We start from the raw sequence: 20927 nt of genomic DNA, 5'->3' as shown, positions 1-20927 counted from the left end.
GGCATCATTCAACTCTGATTTCACTTATTTTTTCCTGTTTTTTGCATCCAGCAGTCTTTTCATCCGCTCCTCTCTCTCTTTCGGCGAGAGTTCTGCTGCTGGATTTGGACGGTTCGGCTTCTTTGCTTTTGTTTTCTCCGGTGTTTCCTTGACAGGAATATCACCTTGAAGTTTAACAGTTGCCTGTTCGGAAGGAGAGGTTTTTTTTCTGGATGCTTTAAGTTTTGGTACCTTCAGAGGCGCTTCTGGCTTTTCTTTTACTTTTCTGTTTTTCTTCAAAATTCCCGCTGCAAGACCCGTTAGGCCAAAGCGCCTTACTGTGATTTCTGAAAAAAAGAACAGGAATGCAGCGAGAAGAAGCCATTCGCTGATTGGCTGTTTGGTGCTTGCCGGTTTTTTCAGCGGCCGGAATGCTTCATCTCCGCTCGCGAGCTCCTTGCCTCCAGTCATTTTTGAGAGTGACTTCAAATGCTCTTTATTTGTTCCCTTTTGCAAATACTCCTCAGAGTAGGGAATAGTAAAACCGGTCTGATGAACCTGAACATTCCCATTATGATCTGTCTGTTTAATATTTAAAAAATACATGCCCGCACTTTCAGGCATCAGCGCCTCATACTTACCTGGCGCAGTAAGCCTCATATTAGCTTCTATCTGTTCACCCGTTTCTGACACGATTGATGTCTCAATAGGCAAAGAAATACTTGCCGCAGACTCCAGGCTGAGTACTGTATTACCATCCTTGTTCTCAACATCGACTCTATATGGTTCACTTTCATACTGCGGCAGGGTTTTAGTAACAAGCTGATTAATAAAGGCCGGCCACTTTTCCCAGCTTGCCCATTCTCCCGACCACTTGCCTGAGATGTCGGATGTAAAGGCCGCTGTCCACCCCATTCCATATTGCCATTCAGCAAGTATCGGGTCTTTTTTTTCACTTAACAGCGGCACCTGTGCCCTCGGCTTAGCAGTGGAAGCTATATAGGCATTCATTTCCGGCACACCTTTTTCAAAAAGAGAGGACCAGTCAGGGTAAGGCTGGATACTTGGGTAAAAAGGTTTGTCCTCGATATAAGTTCGCGTGGCCATTACGGTTTCACGTGATAAAATGCTTGGTATAACGGAAGAGTCTGTAACATCGTAAAAACGCCCAGATCCCATTCCCGCAAGTTCTTCCAGCAGGCCTCTATCAGCATCCTGGCCAAGTGCAACAGTTGAGAGAGTGATATTCTTCTCTTTCCCGCTTTCAATTAAAAGCTCATAGTCTCCATTTGTGGCAGATTGGCCATCTGTCAGCAAAATGATATGCTTTCTTTGCAGCTGTAAATCTTCAAGCTCACTGTATGCCTGTTCCAGAGAGGTAAAGATTTCTGTACCCCCGCCCGGTGTAATGGATTTGATTTTTTCAATTGCCTTTTGCTTATCCTTGAGAGGCTTGGTTTCAAGGATTTCCCATGGGCGGTCATCAAATGCAATGAATCCGAGTGTATCTTCTTCACGCAGCAGTTCAACTGAACGGGCAGCCGCCTCTTTCGCCAATTCGATTTTATTTCCTGCCATGCTTCCAGAACGGTCCATAACTAACACAAGACCTAAGGAAGGCATTTCTTTCTTGCCTTTGATATCCATATCCACCGGTAGCAATTTCTCAATCGGAGTTTTAAAATAGCCCCCCAGCCCGAAGCTTTCTTCACCGCCAAACATAATAAAACCAGTGCCGAATTCTTTCACTGCCTTCTCCATCAGCATCATTTGCTGCTCTGAGATGACAGTTGCAGGGACATTATTAAAAATAATCGACTGATATTGCAAATAACCTGAGAGTACGGTCGGAAGCTTCTCTGGAATAACGATGTCTGTCTCCAGGCCTGAACCCTTTAAAAGATTTGCAAGATCGCCAGCTTCCTCTCCTTGTACGATTAGGATCTTAGGGGTACCCTTCACATTCACAACTGAATGAAGTGCATTGTTTTCAGAGTAGGCATCCCGGTCTGCAGCTATCTCTGCTTTATATACCGTTAACCCTGCGGTATCCGCTTTGTGGGTAAACGTATAAACATTTTTCCCTTCGTTCACATGAACAGTTTCCTTTAATACTTCTTTATGATTTACCGATAGCCTGATATCAGCTTCTTTGGCAGCGTTGCTGGTAACTTCTATTGTAATCGGAGCCTCTTCTCCTAAATATAGTGAAGGAGGAACATTTAATTCTGAGATTGAGACATCGTCTCCTGCTGCCGTTTTTAATGGCACATGGTCAATCTCGATATTCCGATTTTTTAAAACTGCTGCTGCTTCCAGGCTTTTTCCTTCCGTTTCATTCCCGTCCGTCATCAGGACAATTCTGCCGGAAGACTCCCTCGGAATGAGTGATGCGGCAAATTGCAGGCCTGCTTCCAGATTCGTTTGAGAATCTTCAGCCACCCCGTTAAATTCGTTTATAGCTTCACGGTTTCTGCCCAGATTCTGTTCAAGTACTGCATTTTTCCCAAATGCAGCCACTGCAAATTGGTCGTCATTTTTCCTGTGGCTGGTGCTGTTTTCTATCCAGGCAAGTGCTTCCTCATTTGTGCCAATGCTTGCAGAACGGTCGGCAAGAAATATGACGGTCTGTCCCTTTACCGGAAGAACCACTTGGGGAACGGTCAGTGCAATAATTAACAATGAGAAAATGATCAGCCTCAAACCGGCAATCCAAAATTTTTCATTTCCTTTTCCGCTGTGATTTCGAATAAATAAAAAGACGATAATGACAGCAGGAATCAGGAGCAGAAACAGGAAGGGATATTTAACCTCTATGCCCACGGCGATATACCTCCCATTCGATAGCAATCAGTATTAAAGCTATTAACGCCAGCCAGAACCAGAGACTTTCATTAGGTCTTTGGGTCATGCTGCTTTTTTCAGATGATTTAGCGTTCAGTGTGAAGGATTCTTCTGTTCCTGCACTTTTCTCCCTTTCATCCAGAAGGACGGAAAAAAAATAAACTTGATTACCTGATACAGCCTGGTAAGTTCCGGGGATAATAGGAGCTTTAAAGGTTTCCTTGTTTAGATCAAGAGAGAATAGATTTTCGTCTTTATTATTGAAAATTTCCCAGCTTCCAGTTCCATTGCCGATATTTATCCATCTTTCTTCTCCGGAGCTGAAATATCCGAGGAAATCTGATTGCTGAGATAGCCACTGGTAAGAGTTATATAGAAAGATTGGAAAACCTGGCAGGAGAGGCCAATCTGTGTCGGATAGATCAAAATTGACGATAATAATTGGCTGTCCATTATGCATTCCCCTTTGGACTAAAGGAATATCCCCGCTTTTCAATAAAGTCTCCCATTCTCCTTTCAGAGCGGAGGAGGCAGAACTGATATACACCTTTTCAAAGTTTGCATATTCAAAAAGAGGATCCTCATCCCCCGAAATTGCTTCTTCAAGTTTTGCTTTATCTTTGCTTGTATTAAAAAAGATCATCGGCAGCTCCGGGAGTTCCGATAAAGTGCTTCCTTCCGCCACAACGACACCTTTCATATCCAAACCTTTGAGAGCAGCCGGATCTGTCTGCAGCAATTCGGCTCCAATTGTTTGAAATCCCTTCACCGCAAATGGATTTACATCTCCCATTGTGTAAACCTTTGGTTTCGGGTCGGTGTAAATAGAAGCTGAATGATTATCCGCTCTATACCCATCGCTAATAGAGATAGCTGCCTCGTAGTAAGGTTTTTCCAGCAGATTTTTTATTTGGACGGTTTTCTCCTCATTAGCTTTTAATGAGAGATTCTGTTCAAACAGGATTTCTTCCTCAAATTTCACTGTAAAACCTGTCTCTATACTTCCAGAAGACTGGTTTTCTATCACTGCAGCCGCCGAAATACCATCACCGGCGGCCGCTGTCCCAAACGACTGCAGTGACACATTCCCCGCGTTCTCTCCAATATTATGTACCACAGTATATAGACCGGCCAATTCCTTCATTAAATCTTTCTTTCCAGCAGAATCTGAAAATATATGAAGAGCCGTGTCTTTTCCTGAAGATAAGGAGCCTGCCAAAAGAACGGCTTTTTTCATATTCTCATGTTCATAAGTAGGCTCCAGCCCCTCAATGGTTCTTCCAATAGCATTTAGATCATCTTCCCGGCTTAAGAGAATCTCATTTTTCTCTCCTGATTTAATTAAGCTTACCTGCTGGCCATTAAGCTTGCCTGCCAGATCAAGCATTTCCTCTTTTGCGGTCTCAAAACGGCTTTTCCCTCCACTTTCAGCTGTCATAGAAGCGGATGGATCAATGATGATGATTATGTGTTCTCCTTTTAAAGAATCTTCAAGCCAAAATGGACGCACAAGGGCCAGCATCAATAATACAAGTGCCAATAATTGCAGCCAAAATAACAGATTCTGCTGGAGCTTTTTCAGCCAGGGGGAAGCCTGCCATTCATTCAGCACCTGTTCCCAGAGCAAATTGGATGAATTGGTCTTTTCCGCATACTGCTTCCGAAAGAAATAAAATAAGACAAACGCTCCGATAAAAATGGATAAAATAAAATAAACAGGATTTAAGAATTGCATGTTGTTCTCACCTGACCAGCCCCTTCGCATACAGATCCCTGAAAAGAACAGTCTGAAGATCTCTTGTTTCAGGAGCAAAGATATATTGGCCGCCATACCGCTTGCATAAAATCTCAAGCTGTTCATTATGTTTTTTTAGTCGCTTTTCATATTCGGCCAATACGGCAGGACTCATACTCACATTTACAGCGGTCCCTGTTTCACTATCAATTAACTTTACATCTCCAGAATATGACGGTGTCATTTCTTCTTCAGCCTGCACCTGAAATAGCCAGAACTCCTGTTTCAGCCCTCTTAGCTTCCTAAACAGGCTTTCCCATTCCTGAAGCGGTTCAAAACCATCCGCTATTATTACAGCAAGCTGCTGGTGCCTTGAAAGAGTGTCTTTTAAGCTGCCCAGAAAGTTATTGGACAGAGCTGAAGGTTCAATTTTCTGGATTTCCATGAATGTTCGCCTGCTGTAAACAGAGCCTTTTCTTTTAATAGGCTGTAAGCCAGCAGAAGAAACAGGTGAAAACAGGAGCCGGTCTTCACCAGAAAGAATCATAAAGCTCAAAGCCGCAGCCAGCGCTTTGGCATACTCCCATTTTGCTTCCATTTTGGTCATTGATGAAGTGGCATCCAGATAAACAGCAATAGACAGTTCCTGCTCATCAAGGAAACGTTTAATATAATGTTTTTGTGTTCTGCCATAGACATTCCAATCTATTTGCCGGATATCGTCTCCGGGCTGATATGCTCTGAAGTCAGAAAATTCCATGGAAGATCCAAATTTATGGGATTGCCTGGAACCTGAATGAAACCCTCTTTTTCTTGTCTTTACAGCAACTTTACGCTTCTGCAGCTTTCCAAGAAGGATTTGATGGCTGTTCATCAGCTCTTAGCTCCCCTGGAATTTTCTTTTATCAGAGCTTCAATAATCGAATCTGTCGTAATCCCCGCTGCTTCTCCTTCAAAGTTTATAATGAGGCGATGGCGCAGAACGGGATAGGCAACATTTTTAAGGTCGCCTATGGAAACATGGAACCTTCCTAAGCATAATGCTCTTGCCTTGGCCATATTTATCAGACTCTGAAGTCCGCGGGGACCGCTCCCGTATTGGACGTATTCTTTCACTGTTTCCGGCGCATCCTCTGAACCCGGATGTGTGGCAGTGATCAGCCAAACAGCATAATCAAGGATATCCTCTGATACGAGGATTTCTCTTGTGAGTTCCTGAAGAGCAACTACATCATTTAGCCCGGCCGCTTTATTTAAATGAGTATTTTGCACACCTGTAGTTCTCCGGACAATTTCTTTTAATTCTTCCTGCGACGGATAAGCTACGTTTACCTTACAGATAAACCGGTCGGTTTGCGCCTCCGGCAGAGGATATGTTCCTTCCATATCAATCGGGTTTTGAGTTGCAAGAACAAAAAATGGCTTTTCCATTCTTTTGGTTTCACCCATAATGGTAACCGTTTTTTCTCCCATTGCCTCAAGCAGGGCACTTTGTGTTTTAGGTGTTGCCCTGTTAATTTCATCTGCCAGGATGATGTTGGCGAATATGGGCCCTTTATGAAAACTGAACGTTTGCCTGCCTGCTTCATCAGGCTGAAGCAGCATCGTTCCGGTTATATCGGATGGCATAATATCAGGGGTAAATTGAATACGGGAAAATTTCAGGTCCAGCACTTCTGCAATAGTCTTAATCAGCATCGTTTTACCAAGCCCAGGCAAACCTTCAAGCAAAACATGGCCTCCTGAGAAAATGCTCCATAATACTTGTTCGACTACTTCCTCCTGGCCTACTATAAATGATTGAATTTCATCTCTCACTCTTGCAATAATATCTGCTGCTTGTGCGAATTGCTGTTCTTTTTCCTGTGTTACGGACATTGAAGTCACTCCTTGTCAGGATCTATACTTGTAAAATAATTTTTAACGATTTCCTCTAAATCAGCCGGCAGCTTATACCGGTCGGTGCTCTGCCTGTATGACGCCTCATAATTTCCAAATACCTCACTGTAAGGTCTGATCGTTCCCTTTAATACAGGACCTTCCCCGTCAAATTGCTGGCCTGGAGTCCCTTGACCAAGACTGCCATTGTCATTTTCAATATTCGTCTTCCCTTCCATGCCGGATGGAATGGTGAGCAGATCCCTGGATCCCTGTCCAAGTCCGGCACCTCCACCTAGACCGCTGCCCGAACCACTCCCTGCGCCTGAGCCTGAACCAGATCCTGAACCAGATCCTGAACCACTTCCGGAGCCGCTGCCTGAACCACTTCCGGAGCTGCTGCCATTTCCGTTGTTTGGGCTATTGCCAGGCTGATTTTGATTATTTTGCGGATTTGGATTATTCTGCTGCGAAGACGGCGATGAATTAGGATTATTTACCTGGCTACCCGGCTGCCCGGGAGGTGAAAATGCAAGCTGTCCCGGCGTCAGTCCATTGGCAGCCATTTGCTGCTGTAATGAAAGACCTGAACTCTGAAGAGCTTTTTGAGCTGCTGCCAGCTGTTTTATGAGCTCTTCTGATTGCAATAGGTTCTCGAGCTGTTCAATAAGTTTTGACAGTTCCTCTTCAGACAGCTGCCCCTCACTGCCGGTAAGCTGTTTCAATGCATTGCTTTGTTCTTCAGTAAGTTCTTTCTTCTCCTTCTCAAGTTTTGCTAATTCTTCCCGGAAAGAAGCCAGATCTTTCTCCTCCAGCATTCGGCTTAATTGCTTTAAACCGCTATTATCAAGGGTGTTTTTCATGTTTTCCAGGCTCAGGGATTTTTCTTTTTCTTTGATCGCCTTTAATTCCAGACTTTTTGTTTGTTTCGCAAGCTCCTTCAAAGCTTCCTCAGCAGACTTTTTTTCTGCAATCTTCTCTTTCGCTTTCTCTAATGCTTTTTTTACTTCAGGATTCTTTTCTTTTTCAGCTTTTTTCTCAAGTTCCTCTTTTGCTGCTTCCACTAACTTGTTTTCCTTCTCCCATTTTTGAGCCAATTCCATTTTATCTCCCGGAATCATGTATAAAAGTACTGCCAGGCCTAGAAAAGCCAAACACAATAAAACAGGTATAGGGTGGATGAAAGCCTTCTTCCTGCCTAAAACCTGATGGTGTACCTTTTTCATATGCTTTACTGCATCTGCAAGCTGCAATCTTGCCAGAACAGCATCATCCAAAAGGAAAGAATGGGCTGTAATAACCCTGTCTTCCGCTACAAACCCGTTATATAATGAAGCCGCCTGCATTATGTCAGGCCGCTTCTTCCAAATCCGAAAAGCAGCGACAAAAGCTGAGAGCAATATAATCAGCAGGAAATAGTTTTGCAGGTAGGGGATTACGAAAATTCTTGCTAAAACCATAAGACACAGGGCCAAGACAGCGGCTGCTAAAAGGAATACCTGAAATTCCTTAACGATCAGCTGAATGAGGAGCTGTCTTTTTACCGGTTTTAAGAGTTTAAGATATTGATTGCGGTCTTCCACCGATATCATTCCCTTATTATAAATTTCGGGCAATTCCCTCTCCTGGGATTTGCCCGAATAAAGTGAAACTTCAATCAGTGGGGGGCTTTATCCCCCACTGATTGTTAGTTGAGGCCCACAGGACAAGGAAGGCTTCGTCAGCATGAGCATCGCACGACCGAAAGCGGTAGCTTTTGGGAGGACGTGGCGTTCTTAGTCTTTGTCCTTCTTTCGGGCCTTTACATTATAAAGCGAGGCGACTTGCCTAGGGGTGACAAGCATAAGACGAGCAGATGGCGGGAAGTGCTTTTCTTCCCATCAGCTGATTGGCTTATGACCTCGAGCCCCTAGGAGCCGCAGCTGGATTGGGCAGTTTGACTCACTTTTCCTCCTTTGATTCCTTTTAGTCTTGAAGTGGGGGTCTTACTGCCCGTTAGACTGCGATAAACTGCTAACCTTTTTTCATATTGGGACGGAGTTTTTTAATGCTAAGCAGCACAGCTCCAATGAAAATCAAAGTATATGAAATTAAGTATGAAATCCACAAAGGAAATTCAATGCCTGTTGATCTTGTAATTTCATTGGTCATTTCCGGCTCAAAGGTACTCATCAGAATAATGACCGGATTGAGCATAGCCGGGAAATATGCCAGCGGATTCGTCGGCTGAGTTCCAGTATACCCATATGCATTTGTTAATTGCATAAAAATTAAAGCAAGGAAAGCCGTTCCGCCTGCTAAGAATAAAGTAACCCCATAGGTGGTAACCATCGAGACAATGGTTTTTCTGATTAGCGTTGAAAATAAGACCCCAATGCTTCCGAAAACCACGATTGTAAACAAATAAAATCCCATTGTCGTAAGCAGCTGGCCTGGAGAAATACCTCCAAATAAAAACACAAAGCTATAAAGAGGCAAACTTGCCGCAATCAGCAGAATTAAATATGAAATGGAAGAGATCAGCTTGCTTAATATTATGCTTGAGGAGCTTTGAGTCGTCGTGAGCATGATATTTAAGGTCTGCCTCTCTCTTTCACTGCTGATAACGCCTGCTGTTAATCCAGGGGTAATAAATAGAATCAGGCATAGCTGCAATATAGATAAAACCATAAACATTGTCCGGCTCTGTTCCGGTTTAAAAAAGCCCTGCATGTTGTTTGACAGTGATTCAATAAAAATGAATCCAACAATGATAAGCCCTAATGCCAAGAGGTAAAATAGGACCCCAAGGTAACTTTTAAAGCTTCGGAAGCGGAGCTTAAATTCTTTATTCAGTACAGGATTTACGACTAAATTCTTCATGTCAGCTCAACTCCCTTTGTAATTTCCATAAAGACATCTTCCAGATCTGTTTCCGCTTCTGCAAAGCTGGTGATGGCCAGATTACTTAATATGGCTCTTTTAAGAAGTTCTGTTTGCTGTTCAGGCGTCCCTTTATAAATAAACCGAAAAGATAACCCGTCCTCCAGCAAAGATAATTTAAAAATATTTGGATCATCTTCGAAAAAGGAGATGGCATTTTCAGCATTTCCATGAACTTTTACAAGAATCAGCCTTTCTCCTCTAAGCTGCGACTGGATATCAGCAACAGACCCCTGAGCCACAAGTTTACCCTGATCAATAATGCCGATGGTATCGCACATTTCTGCAAGCTCAGGCAGAATATGTGAAGATATTAAAATCGTCTTGCCCATACTTTTCAATTCTTTTAATATTTCCCTCATTTCTACCCTTGCCCGCGGGTCAAGTCCTGATGCAGGTTCATCCAGAATCAGCACTTCAGGGTCATGAATCAGGCATCTTGCCAGGCATAGACGCTGTTTCATCCCTCTCGATAGAAGGTCCACATATGAATCTCTTTTATGTGACAAGTTGACAAGGTCCAGCAGCTGGGGAATCAGCTTCTCGCGTTCTGCGAATGGAATACCGTAACTTGCACCGTAGAAGTGAAGGTACTCATCAGCCTTAAGCTGATCATAAACCCCGAAGAAGTCCGGCATATAGCCAATTTGCTTTCGTACGAGCTTTGGCTCCTTTTGCACATCAAACCCGTTTACATAAGCCGATCCCGAAGTTGGGGCAAGCAGTGTTGCCAAAATGGAAAAGGTTGTGGATTTTCCTGCACCATTCTGTCCGACAAAACCAAAGACACTGCCTTTTTCAATAGTAAGATTTAAGGAATCAAGTGCTGTGAATTTTCCATATTGTTTCGTTAAATCTATTATTTCGATCATTTCGCCACCTCCCCTTTTATTGTTACAGCCGGCAATGGAACGAATGGATCTCCCTGTGAAGATTTAATAAGCTTTAAAATAAATTGCCCCTCTTTTGAGACATACTGTGACAAGTCATCTTTACTTGTCAGCTTTAAGCTCCTTTGATCGGGTTCAATCGGCAGCCATTCACCTGTTTTATGGTTTTTTAATGAATACTGTACGTTTTGGCTATTAATCCTTACCGAAATTTCTTCCAGTTTATAGGTTTTCTCCTTAAGCTGCTTCGGAAGGCTTAGAGAATATTCATATTCTCCATCTTCGAGCATCATTTCACCACTCGTGCTATCCATGCCTTTTTCATAAATCTGTCCCTTAATCACATTCCAATCAGCTGCCATCATGCCATCCTTCAATGTAAATTCGCCGGAAAACTCATTTTTGGCCTCAAATGGCTGAATAATCAGATTGGTGTTATTCTGTTTTGCTTTCTTCCCTTTCATGGTTACATCAATGACAGATTCTCTTGTAATTCCTGCAAGGACTGGCTGTGCAAGATCTTCCAGCAGAAATGTATTGGAAGCATATTGAAGCTTTTCTCTTCTCAATTTATTAATATCATTTTGGCTATTGGCCGGATTTCCTCCATTAAATGCTCCTCCGTACGGTCTGCTCAGAAGGGACTGTTTTGTGGCTTTATCTACTTTAATGGTCTCACCTTTTTTGATTGAACCCAGTTTAATTGCTTCATTTCCTGACCAAATATATAATTCTTCAAAATCAAAGTCACTTTGGTTTTGGATTGTTCCTGTTAATCTTTTTTCTTTAAGGGTGATATCTGCAGTCAATTTCCCATTTATTTCTGTTTGAGCTTTTCCGTAAATGGTTTTGGATGACCAATATTCTACCTCCGGGAAAATTATCTCATTGTTTTTTACTCTTTCAGCCAAGATTCCGCCTCTAAGCGGGTCAGATGACGTGGAATTGTTTGAATAAACCACAGCATTATATTCACCTTTTGGCATTGAGAGGATGTATTCACCGCTTTTATTTGACAGCAGGGTTGAAGCCTGATAACCGGTAAGCAGATTGTTATTCACTTTATATATCCCCATCTGGTTCAGCTGCGGCTGAGAAATTCTGTCTTTTGCCCCCATTCCAAAGACAGCTGCCCCCATTAAAATGGCTATAGAAGGAATGATCCACCAGGAATGCTCCCGTTTATCAAGCTTTCTTAACACAAAATAAAGCACAGGCACTATTAGAATAATATAACCGGCAAAAAGTCCTATAAGCTGTCCGACTGAAAAATTGGATGCAGGAAAGAATTCATTTATTTCTGCAAATTCCCAATAAAGCTGGTCGAGATAATCCTGTGAATAGGGGCTCGATCCAATGCCTGAACCTGATGCCTGTTTCATATAGTCTTCAAACCATGTATCATATCCCTGCCATGAAGATAAAGGCTCATCCCCAAGTGAAAAAGCTGTCTGTAAAATTGTCCCGCTTCCATACTCCTTTTTCAACGCTGCAGGGAGATCGCCGCTTTTTGCAATAACTTCTGCACTCTTATCAACCGGACCAGTGAAGAAGTTGAGCTCATCAAATTTTGGCTCATCTCCCTTTGCCGGCTGCAGGAATTTGACTGGGGCGGATGCCTCATTTTCTGATTTCATCGGCAGAAGTGAATATAAATTTCCATAGGAGCCGCTTGCATCTGGTCCTCCTCCGGCAATCAGTGTTCCACCACTGAATATCCAGTCCCTTATAGCTTTTTGCTGTTTTTCACTAAGCTGGGAAACCTTAAATTCATCAATAAGCAAGTAATCGAGTGTCTCCAGACCTGTTGCATCATCCGGCAAATCTTCCCCTTTAAGTTCAAGCAGCGATTTAGAAGGAAGTGTCCGAAGCTCTTTTACACGGTCATAGTTTTCACTTAGAACTCCAATTACTTCAGTAGCCATATCTATAAATTTAGGTTTTAGTGTATTTTCTCCTTTAAAACTAACTTTTTTTCCGTCTTCCCAATCTCCTTCATAAAGAGTCAGCAATGGAATGTTCTGATACATGGAGGGGTGGTCCTCCGTCATTCCAGGTATGGAAACCAGATACTCCTTAGCTGTTCCGGCAGGCAGCTCTACTTTTACAGAAACCGCACCACTGGTATTGTAGGATGGATGGTAACTTATCAGCAAATCACCGCTAAATGATTCACCTGAGTTTTCCATCTTTATACGCAGGGGAAATCCCTCTCCTCTTTTTACTTTTCCGCCAAAGCCCTCATCGAGAGTAACTTTAATGCCTGTACCGGCAGCTTCTGCTGATTGGAATGGATGAAACATTAATACAAAGCAGAATAAAACCATAATGATTACTTTTAATTTACCGTGCAACCCAATCTCCCCTTTAAATATCGTAAATATTAGCTTTTTATATTTATAGGCAGCTTTTATAACTATAAATTATTGCCAGCCTGATAACTTCTTCCATTGTATAGACGCAGCTTAATGACAAAAAGTTCCTGAGGATATTAAAATAATTTGTTTTACAGGTTAATCTTGATGAAGAACAGCAGTATTATAGTGTAATTTTACACTATAAATCGCACTTTTTAAACTATTTTTTATTTTCATTCTATTTCTATAATATAAAAAACAGCCTGAGAACGAATTCTCAGGCTGTTTGATCAGTAATATTTTTATTCTTCCTCTTCTTCTGCTTCTTTTTCAACTATGTCGGCAAAGAGTCCATAGACATATTGTTCTGCATTAAATTCCTGCAGGTCATCCATTTTTTCACCTAAACCTACGAATTTCACAGGTATTTCCAGCTCATTTCTGATTGCCAGTACGATGCCGCCTTTTGCAGTACCATCCAGCTTTGTAAGAACAATACCGGAAACATCTGTTGCTTCCTTGAAGGTTTTAGCCTGAATCATGGCGTTTTGTCCGGTAGTAGCGTCAAGAACAAGCAATACCTCGTGCGGGGCACCAGGTACTTCTCTTTCAATTACACGCTTTACCTTTTCCAATTCTTTCATCAAATTAACTTTATTTTGGAGACGTCCCGCTGTATCACAGATTAAAATATCGGCCTTGCGCGACTTTGCAGACTGAACAGCATCATACATGACAGCTGCAGGATCAGAACCGGCTCCCTGCTTAATGACATCAACTCCGACACGTTCGCCCCACACCTCAAGCTGTTCAATCGCTCCTGCACGGAAAGTATCACCTGCTGCAAGAAGGACATTTTTCCCTTCACTTTTGAACTTATGGGCAAGTTTTCCGATTGTCGTTGTTTTTCCTACACCGTTAACACCAACAAACAGGATAACCGTAAGTCCATCGGTCTGTATATTTATTTCTGTAGAAGTTTCGCCTGCGCTGTCATAAATGTCTACAAGCTTCTCGGATATTACTGCCTGAACTTCGCGCGGATCCTGAATATTCTTGCGCTTTACTTCTCTTCTCAGCTCATCCACCAGTTCCATGACAGTGTCAAAACCTACATCCGCCCCAATTAAGATTTCTTCCAGTTCCTCGAAAAATTCCTCATCCACTTTCCGGTATCTTGAAACAAGGTCATTTACCTTATTTGAAAAATTATCGCGGGTTTTGGTTAATCCGTCTTTAAACTTTTCAGTAACACTATCTGTCTGCATTGTGATTTTTTCTTTTAGTTTTTTAAAGAAACTCATGTTTTCACTTCCTTAATCCAATATGTATAAGTGCGGAACAATGCTTCACGCGGTTCCGCACTAAGCCTGCTATTGAGTAATTAATTCTCTGCTTTCTTCCAGACGCACAGATACCAGTTTGGAGACACCGGATTCCTGCATGGTCACACCGTAAAGGACATCTGCTTCTTCCATTGTTCCTTTTCTGTGGGTGATAACGATGAACTGGGTTTCTGCACTGTATCTTTTTAAGTATTGGCTGAACCTTTGGACATTCGCTTCATCCAAAGCAGCCTCAACTTCATCAAGAATACAGAATGGAACAGGCCGTACTTTCAAAATGGAAAACAGTAAAGCAATGGCTGTAAGTGCTCTTTCTCCCCCAGATAATAATCCGAGGTTCTGCAATTTCTTGCCTGGCGGCTGTGCGACAATTTCCACACCTGTATTCAATAAATCTTCAGGCTGGGTCAAGCGTAAATCCGCTCTGCCGCCGCCGAATAAAGATTGGAAAACCGACTCAAAATGAAAACGGATCCCTTCAAATGTTTCTTCAAATCGCCTTTTCATTTCTACATCCATTTCATCAATTACCTGGAATAATGTATCTTTTGCTTCCTGAAGGTCTGTTTTTTGCTCAAGCAGGAATTCAAAGCGTTCCGATACTCTTTCATATTCCTCTATTGCCCCGAGATTTACTGCACCAAGTTCCTCGATAGCCAGCTTTATAAGTTTTACTCTTTTTCGCGCTTCCTCAATTTCAATTTGCAGCGGGTATTCTTCTTTAGCCGCTTCAAAAGACAGCAGGTATTCTTCCCTTAAATGATTCAGCCTATTCTCAAGCTCAACATCCAGCCTGTTCTGTTTAACTTCCTCATCTTTCAGCACTTCTATAAGGCCTTTATGCTGACGTTTTAATTCTTTCGCCTCAAGCTCAAGGTCCTCTAAAGATGCTTGGAGTTTTAATCGCTCATTCCTTCTTGAAGCAATTAGTTCAAGCGTTTCATTCTTTTCCCTCAGTTTTCGCTGTGCTGCTTCTTCCAGATGCTGTTCACCTGAAGAGCTGTTTGTCATTTCGGATGAAAGCAATTCTAAATCTTCTTTAATGGTTTTCAGCTTATCCTGGGTAACAGCAAGCTCAGAATTTATAGCGGCCAGCTTGTCCTCAGCATGGTTCAGCTGCTCACTTTTGGAAGCGAAGCTAATTTTCAGCTCATTAATTTCAGATACTACAGTTTCCTTTGAAGTCTGCTGGGTGTTTTTTCTTTCTGTTAATGCTTTGATCTCCTGATCAAGATTAGTGATTTGCTTTTGCTGCTGTTCCAATAAAACTGAAAGCTCGCTTTTTCTTGCCAGCAGTCTCTCTATATCTTGCGAAAACTGTGCTTTGTCCATATCATAAAGGGATAGACGCTCATTAATGCTTTTCTCTTCAAACTCTGCTTCTAAAAGTTCTCCTTTTACCTTCTGTTCCATCAAACGAAGCTCTTCGCCTGTTTTTCTAAGCTGTTCAATGCGTAAATCCTGTTTTTGAATTTCACTTTTTTGCAGTTTTACTTGCTTTTCGAGATTTGCTGTTTTGGATTCCATATCCTTTATTCTGGACTTCAGCTCTTCAAGTTCACCTTTACGGGAAAGAATTGAAGTACTTTTTTGTTTCACAGCTCCACCGGTCATGGATCCGCCGGGATTAACCACATCTCCGTCAATTGTTACGAGCCTCACACGGTATTGAAGCAGCTTCGCAAGTTCATTGGCACCTTTAAGATCCCGGGCAATAACCACATTGCCAAGCAAGCTCTCGATAGCAGGCTGGTGCCTCTCTTCAAATTCTATCAGTGAAGCAGCTTCACCAATAAAGGCAGGGTGGGCTTGAACCGACTGCATTTGCATGGTATTCAGCTTCTTCCCCTTAATTACACTTAAAGGCAGGAATGTGGCTCTGCCGTATGAATTCTTCTTCAGGAATTGGATGGCACTTCTTCCGTCCTGTTCATCCTGTACAATGATATGCTGCATGGCACCGCCGAGAGCTGTTTCAATCGCAGTTTCGTATTCTTTTGGCACCTGAATTAATTCCGCTACGGCTCCTTCTATTCCCTGCAGCTTGCTGCCTCTTGCTTTCAATACTTCTTTTACTCCTTGGAAAAAACCCGAAAAATCCTCTTCCATTTCTTCAAGCATTTCCTGGCGGGATTTCGCCTGCTGCAAATATTGATAAGCCTGATACAAGGTTTTTTCCTGCTTTTGATAATTATTCTTTAATGATTCAAGCTTGCGGTCTTCATTACGGAATAAATGAACTTGATTTTCTAATTCCTTTTGCAGGTTTTCAAGATTGGATTGTATCTTTTGTTTTTTCTCTTCATTTTTCTTGCGGTCAGCAATATATTTTTCATTATCCATTTCAAGCCTTGAACTGCGCTGCCCCTGCTGACTCAGCTGCTGATCAATATTCTGCAATTCATTCCTTGAAGCTGCCTGGCTGTTCAGCACTTCAATATAATCACTTTTCAGTGACTCTATTTTTTCTTCTGTATTTTCACTGAATAGTTTGAGCTGCTCCTGCTTTTCCTTTAATGCTTTTTGAAGCTTAACAGCTTCTGCCTTCACTTTTCCCCTGAGAGCCGAGTGCTTTTCTTTCTGCTCTTTTAACTCAGCAATCTTCATGGTAAGTTCTTTCATATTTCTATGAAGCTGGTCTTTATTCTGGGTGGCATTTTTCTTTCGCTCTTTGAGCACTTCTTTTCTGCCTTCCAGTTTTTCCAGCTCTTCACTGGCATGAAGGAGGACATCCTGCAGATCATTGACTGATTCATCAATTGCAGCAATATGATCCTTTAACTCTTCCACTTTCGCTTCTTTGTTTTGGATAACGGCAGAGAGTTTCATTTCATCTTCGGTATGCAGCTCGAGCTGACGTGAAAGCTGCTCCCATTTTGAATGCAGGTCCTCGATCTCATAAACGGTAAGGGCAACCTCTATTTTCTCCAGCTCTTCTTTCTGCTGCAGATAATCTTTTGCGATTGAGGCCTGTATTTTTAAAGGCTCTACCTGGGTTTCCAGTTCATGAAGAATATCATTCACCCTGTTTAAGTTATCCTGGGTTTCAGATAGCTTGCCTTCCGCCTTTTTCTTTCTTGTCTTGTATTTAAGTACGCCAGCCGCTTCTTCAAATATAGTCCGGCGTTCTTCAGCTTTGCTGTTTAGAATTTCTTCAACTCTGCCCTGGCTTATGATTGAAAAAGCTTCCCTGCCAAGGCCTGAATCCATAAATAAATCTACAATATCTTTAAGTCTGCATGTTTGCTTATTGATCAGGTATTCACTGTCTCCGGATCGGTAGACCCTTCTGGTAACACTGACTTCGCTATAGTCGATCGGCAGACCCTGATCGGCATTATCAAGCGTCAGTGTCACCTCTGCAAAATTCTGTGCTCTCCGGGAATCACTGCCCGCAAAAATGACATCCTCCATTTTCGCACCGCGAAGGGACTTAGCTGATTGTTCACCTAATACCCAGCGGATGGCATCAGTAATATTGCTTTTCCCGCTTCCATTCGGACCGACAACTGCTGTGACGCCTGGAACAAAATCAACCGTTATCCGCTCAGCAAACGACTTAAATCCAATAACATCAAGCCTTTTTAAAAACAACCTTGGTCCCCCTCTGTCTCCTCATGTTTCTGCTCTTTGATGTCAGAGTTAGAAAATGTTTCACTTTATATGATTTTTTAATACCTCAAGAGCCATTTGGGCCGCATGCTGTTCGGCTTCTTTCTTTGACCGGCCAGTGCCTGTCCCAAGTTCCCTGCTATTTAGAGAAACAGTGGAAACAAATTCACGATTGTGGGCAGGCCCCTTTTCCTGAAGGATTTTATATTCAATTGCACCTGCACCATCCCGCTGCACAAGCTCCTGCAGCTGGCTTTTAAAATCCATCACATGCGAAAAAGCACCTGAATCAATCTTTGGAAAAATAACTTTTTCCAAAAAACCGACAACTGTATCTAATCCTTTATCCAGGTACAATGCACCTATAAAGGCTTCAAATACATCTGCAAGCAGGGCTGGACGGGTTCTTCCTCCTGTCATTTCCTCCCCTTTACCAAGGAGCACCAGGCTGCCAAATGACAATTCGTGGGCAAATGAGACCAGGGATGGTTCACAGACAACCGCAGCCCTCAGCTTTGTTAATTCACCCTCGCTCATCATCGGATATTTAAGGTAAAGGAATTTTGAAACAGTCAATTCGAGGACGGCATCCCCCAGGAATTCCAGTCTTTCATTGTCTTCATAAGGCTTTCTCCGGTGCTCATTCACATAGGATGAATGGGTAAAAGCTTGTTTTAGTAATTTTTCATTTTCAAAGTGAATTCCGATTTCCGTCTGGAATTCTTTAAATTGTTTTTCGATTGCGCGAAATGATTTTCTTTCTTTATCTTTATTGCTGCGCATATTGCATCCACCTTGCTAAAATTAATATTCTTTTTAATAATAGGCTCATTTCAAAAATATTGAGTTTTTAGTTTTGAACTATGCCCGTTGATTTCCGCTACAGGTACTCGCTTTCCGCGGGGCGGGCGGTGAGCCTCCTCGAAAGAACACCGCACGAAGAAAATGCGGCAGCATTTTCGAGGATCTCGCACCTTCCGCTCCAATCAACTCAACGAAAAATATAAATAAATGCCCAAAAGCCATAAGGCTTAAGGAAACTTACATTCATAAAATCTAAATAATTGGTCTTCCCTAATTTTACGTAATAAAGAGGAAAAACGCAAAAAAACTTGGATATAAAGCAATTTTATGTTTCATATGGTTACGGCCATTTTCACAGAAGAAAGCCCCGTTATCAAACGGAGCTTTTGAGAATCGTATTTACTGTCCACAGTCACCTGCTAAAGGCTGAAAGCCTAATTCCAAGCTGCCCTTTCGATGCTGCAGGTAACACCGGACAGTAAACATCTGAAAAAATTGCTGCAGTGAGGGGGGATTCCCTCACTGCAGAGTGGTTCTACTAACGATTATTGGCTAGCTTTTATGTAATTTACAGCGTCACCGACTGTTGCGATTTTCTCAGCGTCATCGTCAGAAATTTCCATGTCGAACTCATCTTCTAATTCCATTACTAATTCTACTACATCAAGGGAATCAGCACCTAGATCATCTTTGAAAGAAGCCTCCAATTTCACTTCAGACTCTTCAACACCAAGACGGTCCACGATGATCTTTGTTACACGTTCTAATACTTCTGCCATGCTTGTTCACCTCCCCTCAAGTATTATAGATTATTTTTAGCCTTTATTGAAAGCTTTTATAAAAAATTTTGCATTACAACCCTGTTACAAATTACATGACCATTCCGCCATCAACATGCAGTGTTTGCCCTGTCATATAACGGCTGTCCTCTGAAGCTAGAAACACTGCTACATTTGCAATATCTGCAGGATCGCCGAAGCGTGCCAATGGGATTTGTTTTAGCATCTGATCCCTTACATCCTCGTTCAGCTTATCCGTCATATCAGTTGTGATGAAGCCTGGTGCAATGGCATTGACTGTTATCCCTCTTGATGCAAGTTCCTTTGCTGAGGTTTTTGTCAGACCGATAACCCCTGATTTGGCAGCGACATAGTTAGCCTGTCCAGGATTTCCGCTGACACCGACAATGGATGAAATATTGATAATGCGGCCGCTGCGCTGTTTCATCATCTGCCTTGTAACAGCTTTTGTACATAGGAAAACACCTTTCAGATTAATGTTAATAACATCATCCCATTCGTCTTCCTTCATTCTCATAAGCAGGTTGTCCCTCGTAATCCCCGCATTATTAACCAGAATATCAAGCTTGCCAAACTTTTCTACTGTTTCTTTTACCATGCTTGTCACGGAATCACTATTTGACACATCGCATTGGATAGCAAAAGCATTTCTGCCTAATGCCTTTATTTCATCAACGACTTCGTTCGCCGCAGCCATACTTCCGGAGTAGTTAACCGCAATATCTGCACCTTGCCTGGCAAGACCTAAAGCGATTTCTCTTCCGATTCCGCGGGAAGCTCCTGTTACTAAAGCGGCTTTTCCCTCTAGCTTCATCTCAATTCCTCCTTCAAGGATTCTGTAACTGCCTGGCATGATTCTGCATCTGAAACGGCATACGTTTTAAGGGAACGATCTACCTTTTTCACTAAGCCTGACAGTACTTTTCCTGGCCCTATTTCTATAAATGTATCCACTCCAAGCTCTATCATCCTGCGGATTGAATCCTCCCAGAGCACAGGAGAATACAGCTGTTCAATCAATCTGCCATTTATTTCTGAAGCAGATGTCATTTCAGAAGCTGTTACATTGGCAATGACAGGAACCTTTGCATCTTTAATCTCAATTTCATCAAGGATTCCCCTGAACTTCTCCGCAGCAGGCTTCATTAATTGGGAATGGAAAGGGCCGCTTACCTCCAGCGGAAGCACACGCTTGGCACCTTCTTCTTTAGCCTTTAGAGAAGCCAGTTCCACGCCTGCTTTTGAACCTGAAATGACAATTTGTCCAGGACAGTTCAGGTTTGCAAGCTGCACCGGATTTCCTCCTGCAGTAACCTCTTCTGTAACTGCAGTAAGCTTGTCCCTGTCGAGGCCCAATACAGCAGCCATTGTTCCCTCGCCATTAGGAACGGCTTCTTCCATGAATTCGCCCCGCTTACGGACAGCATATACCCCATCCTCAAAGGATATAGCTTCCGCAGCGACTAGTGCAGTATACTCACCAAGGCTATGTCCCGCAACAAAATCAGGTGTTATACCAGATCTTTTAAAATAATCGAGAATGGCAATGCCAGTAGTCAATAGTGCAGGCTGTGCGTTTGTTGTTAACGTCAATTTGTCCTGAGGCCCTTCAAAAATAAGTTTCGATAATGAAAAGCCAAGTTTTTGATCGGCACTCTCGAAGTATGATTTTACTTTTTCATCCTGTTCAGCTAAGGCTTTCCCCATTCCTGCCGTCTGGGATCCCTGCCCAGGGAATAAAAAGGCGATTTTACCCATCA

General features: G+C 42.5%; 14 protein-coding genes. All 14 read right to left on the bottom strand.

Going from position 1 to position 20927, the window contains the following annotated elements; all coding sequences use genetic code 11:
* Nucleotides 1-24: 24 nt before the first annotated feature.
* The gene (locus BK139_RS00390; RefSeq protein ID WP_076255743.1) at nucleotides 25-2802 is read right to left on the bottom strand and encodes a VWA domain-containing protein; all 2778 of its coding nucleotides are present in this window, start codon (nucleotides 2800-2802) and stop codon (nucleotides 25-27) included.
* Nucleotides 2786-4558, bottom strand: a complete 1773-nt coding sequence (locus tag BK139_RS00385) for a vWA domain-containing protein (protein ID WP_076255742.1) — start codon at nucleotides 4556-4558, stop codon at nucleotides 2786-2788. Before BK139_RS00385 ends, BK139_RS00390 begins: the two co-directional genes overlap by 17 nt.
* 7 nt (nucleotides 4559-4565) lie before the next feature.
* Nucleotides 4566-5432: a DUF58 domain-containing protein gene (locus BK139_RS00380; protein ID WP_076255740.1), complete on the bottom strand. Its 867-nt coding sequence runs from the start codon at nucleotides 5430-5432 to the stop codon at nucleotides 4566-4568.
* Nucleotides 5432-6436: an AAA family ATPase gene (locus BK139_RS00375; RefSeq protein ID WP_076255738.1), complete on the bottom strand. Its 1005-nt coding sequence runs from the start codon at nucleotides 6434-6436 to the stop codon at nucleotides 5432-5434. The genes BK139_RS00380 and BK139_RS00375 overlap by 1 nt, the downstream gene beginning before the upstream one ends.
* Nucleotides 6437-6441: 5 nt before the next feature.
* The gene (locus BK139_RS00370) at nucleotides 6442-8052 is read right to left on the bottom strand and encodes a hypothetical protein (protein ID WP_076255735.1); all 1611 of its coding nucleotides are present in this window, start codon (nucleotides 8050-8052) and stop codon (nucleotides 6442-6444) included.
* Between the two features lie 397 nt (nucleotides 8053-8449).
* A complete protein-coding gene (locus BK139_RS00365) occupies nucleotides 8450-9298 on the bottom strand; it encodes an ABC transporter permease (RefSeq protein ID WP_076255733.1) in 849 nt (282 codons plus the stop codon).
* Nucleotides 9295-10230 carry an ABC transporter ATP-binding protein gene (locus BK139_RS00360; protein WP_076255730.1) on the bottom strand — a complete coding sequence of 312 codons (936 nt, stop codon included), beginning with the start codon at nucleotides 10228-10230 and terminating at the stop codon, nucleotides 9295-9297. The genes BK139_RS00365 and BK139_RS00360 overlap by 4 nt, the downstream gene beginning before the upstream one ends.
* Nucleotides 10227-12602, bottom strand: coding sequence for a hypothetical protein (locus BK139_RS00355; protein ID WP_076255728.1), 2376 nt, complete (start codon nucleotides 12600-12602; stop codon nucleotides 10227-10229). Before BK139_RS00355 ends, BK139_RS00360 begins: the two co-directional genes overlap by 4 nt.
* Nucleotides 12603-12907: 305 nt before the next feature.
* Entirely contained in the window at nucleotides 12908-13909 is a 1002-nt protein-coding gene (ftsY, locus tag BK139_RS00350) for a signal recognition particle-docking protein FtsY (RefSeq protein ID WP_076255726.1), read from the bottom strand.
* Between the two features lie 69 nt (nucleotides 13910-13978).
* Nucleotides 13979-17545, bottom strand: coding sequence for a chromosome segregation protein SMC (smc, locus tag BK139_RS00345; RefSeq protein WP_076255724.1), 3567 nt, complete (start codon nucleotides 17543-17545; stop codon nucleotides 13979-13981).
* A 60-nt stretch (nucleotides 17546-17605) separates the two neighbouring features.
* Nucleotides 17606-18346 (bottom strand): ribonuclease III, encoded by a 741-nt coding sequence (rnc, locus tag BK139_RS00340; protein ID WP_076255722.1) that lies wholly within the window; start codon nucleotides 18344-18346, stop codon nucleotides 17606-17608.
* Nucleotides 18347-18912: 566 nt separating this feature from the next.
* Nucleotides 18913-19146: an acyl carrier protein gene (locus BK139_RS00335; protein WP_009330799.1), complete on the bottom strand. Its 234-nt coding sequence runs from the start codon at nucleotides 19144-19146 to the stop codon at nucleotides 18913-18915.
* 91 nt (nucleotides 19147-19237) lie between these two features.
* A complete protein-coding gene (gene fabG, locus BK139_RS00330; protein ID WP_076255720.1) occupies nucleotides 19238-19981 on the bottom strand; it encodes a 3-oxoacyl-[acyl-carrier-protein] reductase in 744 nt (247 codons plus the stop codon).
* Nucleotides 19978-20925, bottom strand: a complete 948-nt coding sequence (gene fabD / locus BK139_RS00325) for an ACP S-malonyltransferase (RefSeq protein ID WP_076255718.1) — start codon at nucleotides 20923-20925, stop codon at nucleotides 19978-19980. Before fabD ends, fabG begins: the two co-directional genes overlap by 4 nt.
* Nucleotides 20926-20927 lie beyond the last annotated feature (2 nt).

Origin of the sequence: Paenibacillus sp. FSL R5-0490, assembly GCF_001956215.1 — a bacterium.
Taxonomy (GTDB): domain Bacteria; phylum Bacillota; class Bacilli; order Bacillales; family Cytobacillaceae; genus Cytobacillus.
The sequence above is the reverse complement of the archived record's forward strand: the minus strand, read 5'-3'. Positions and strand labels throughout refer to the sequence as shown.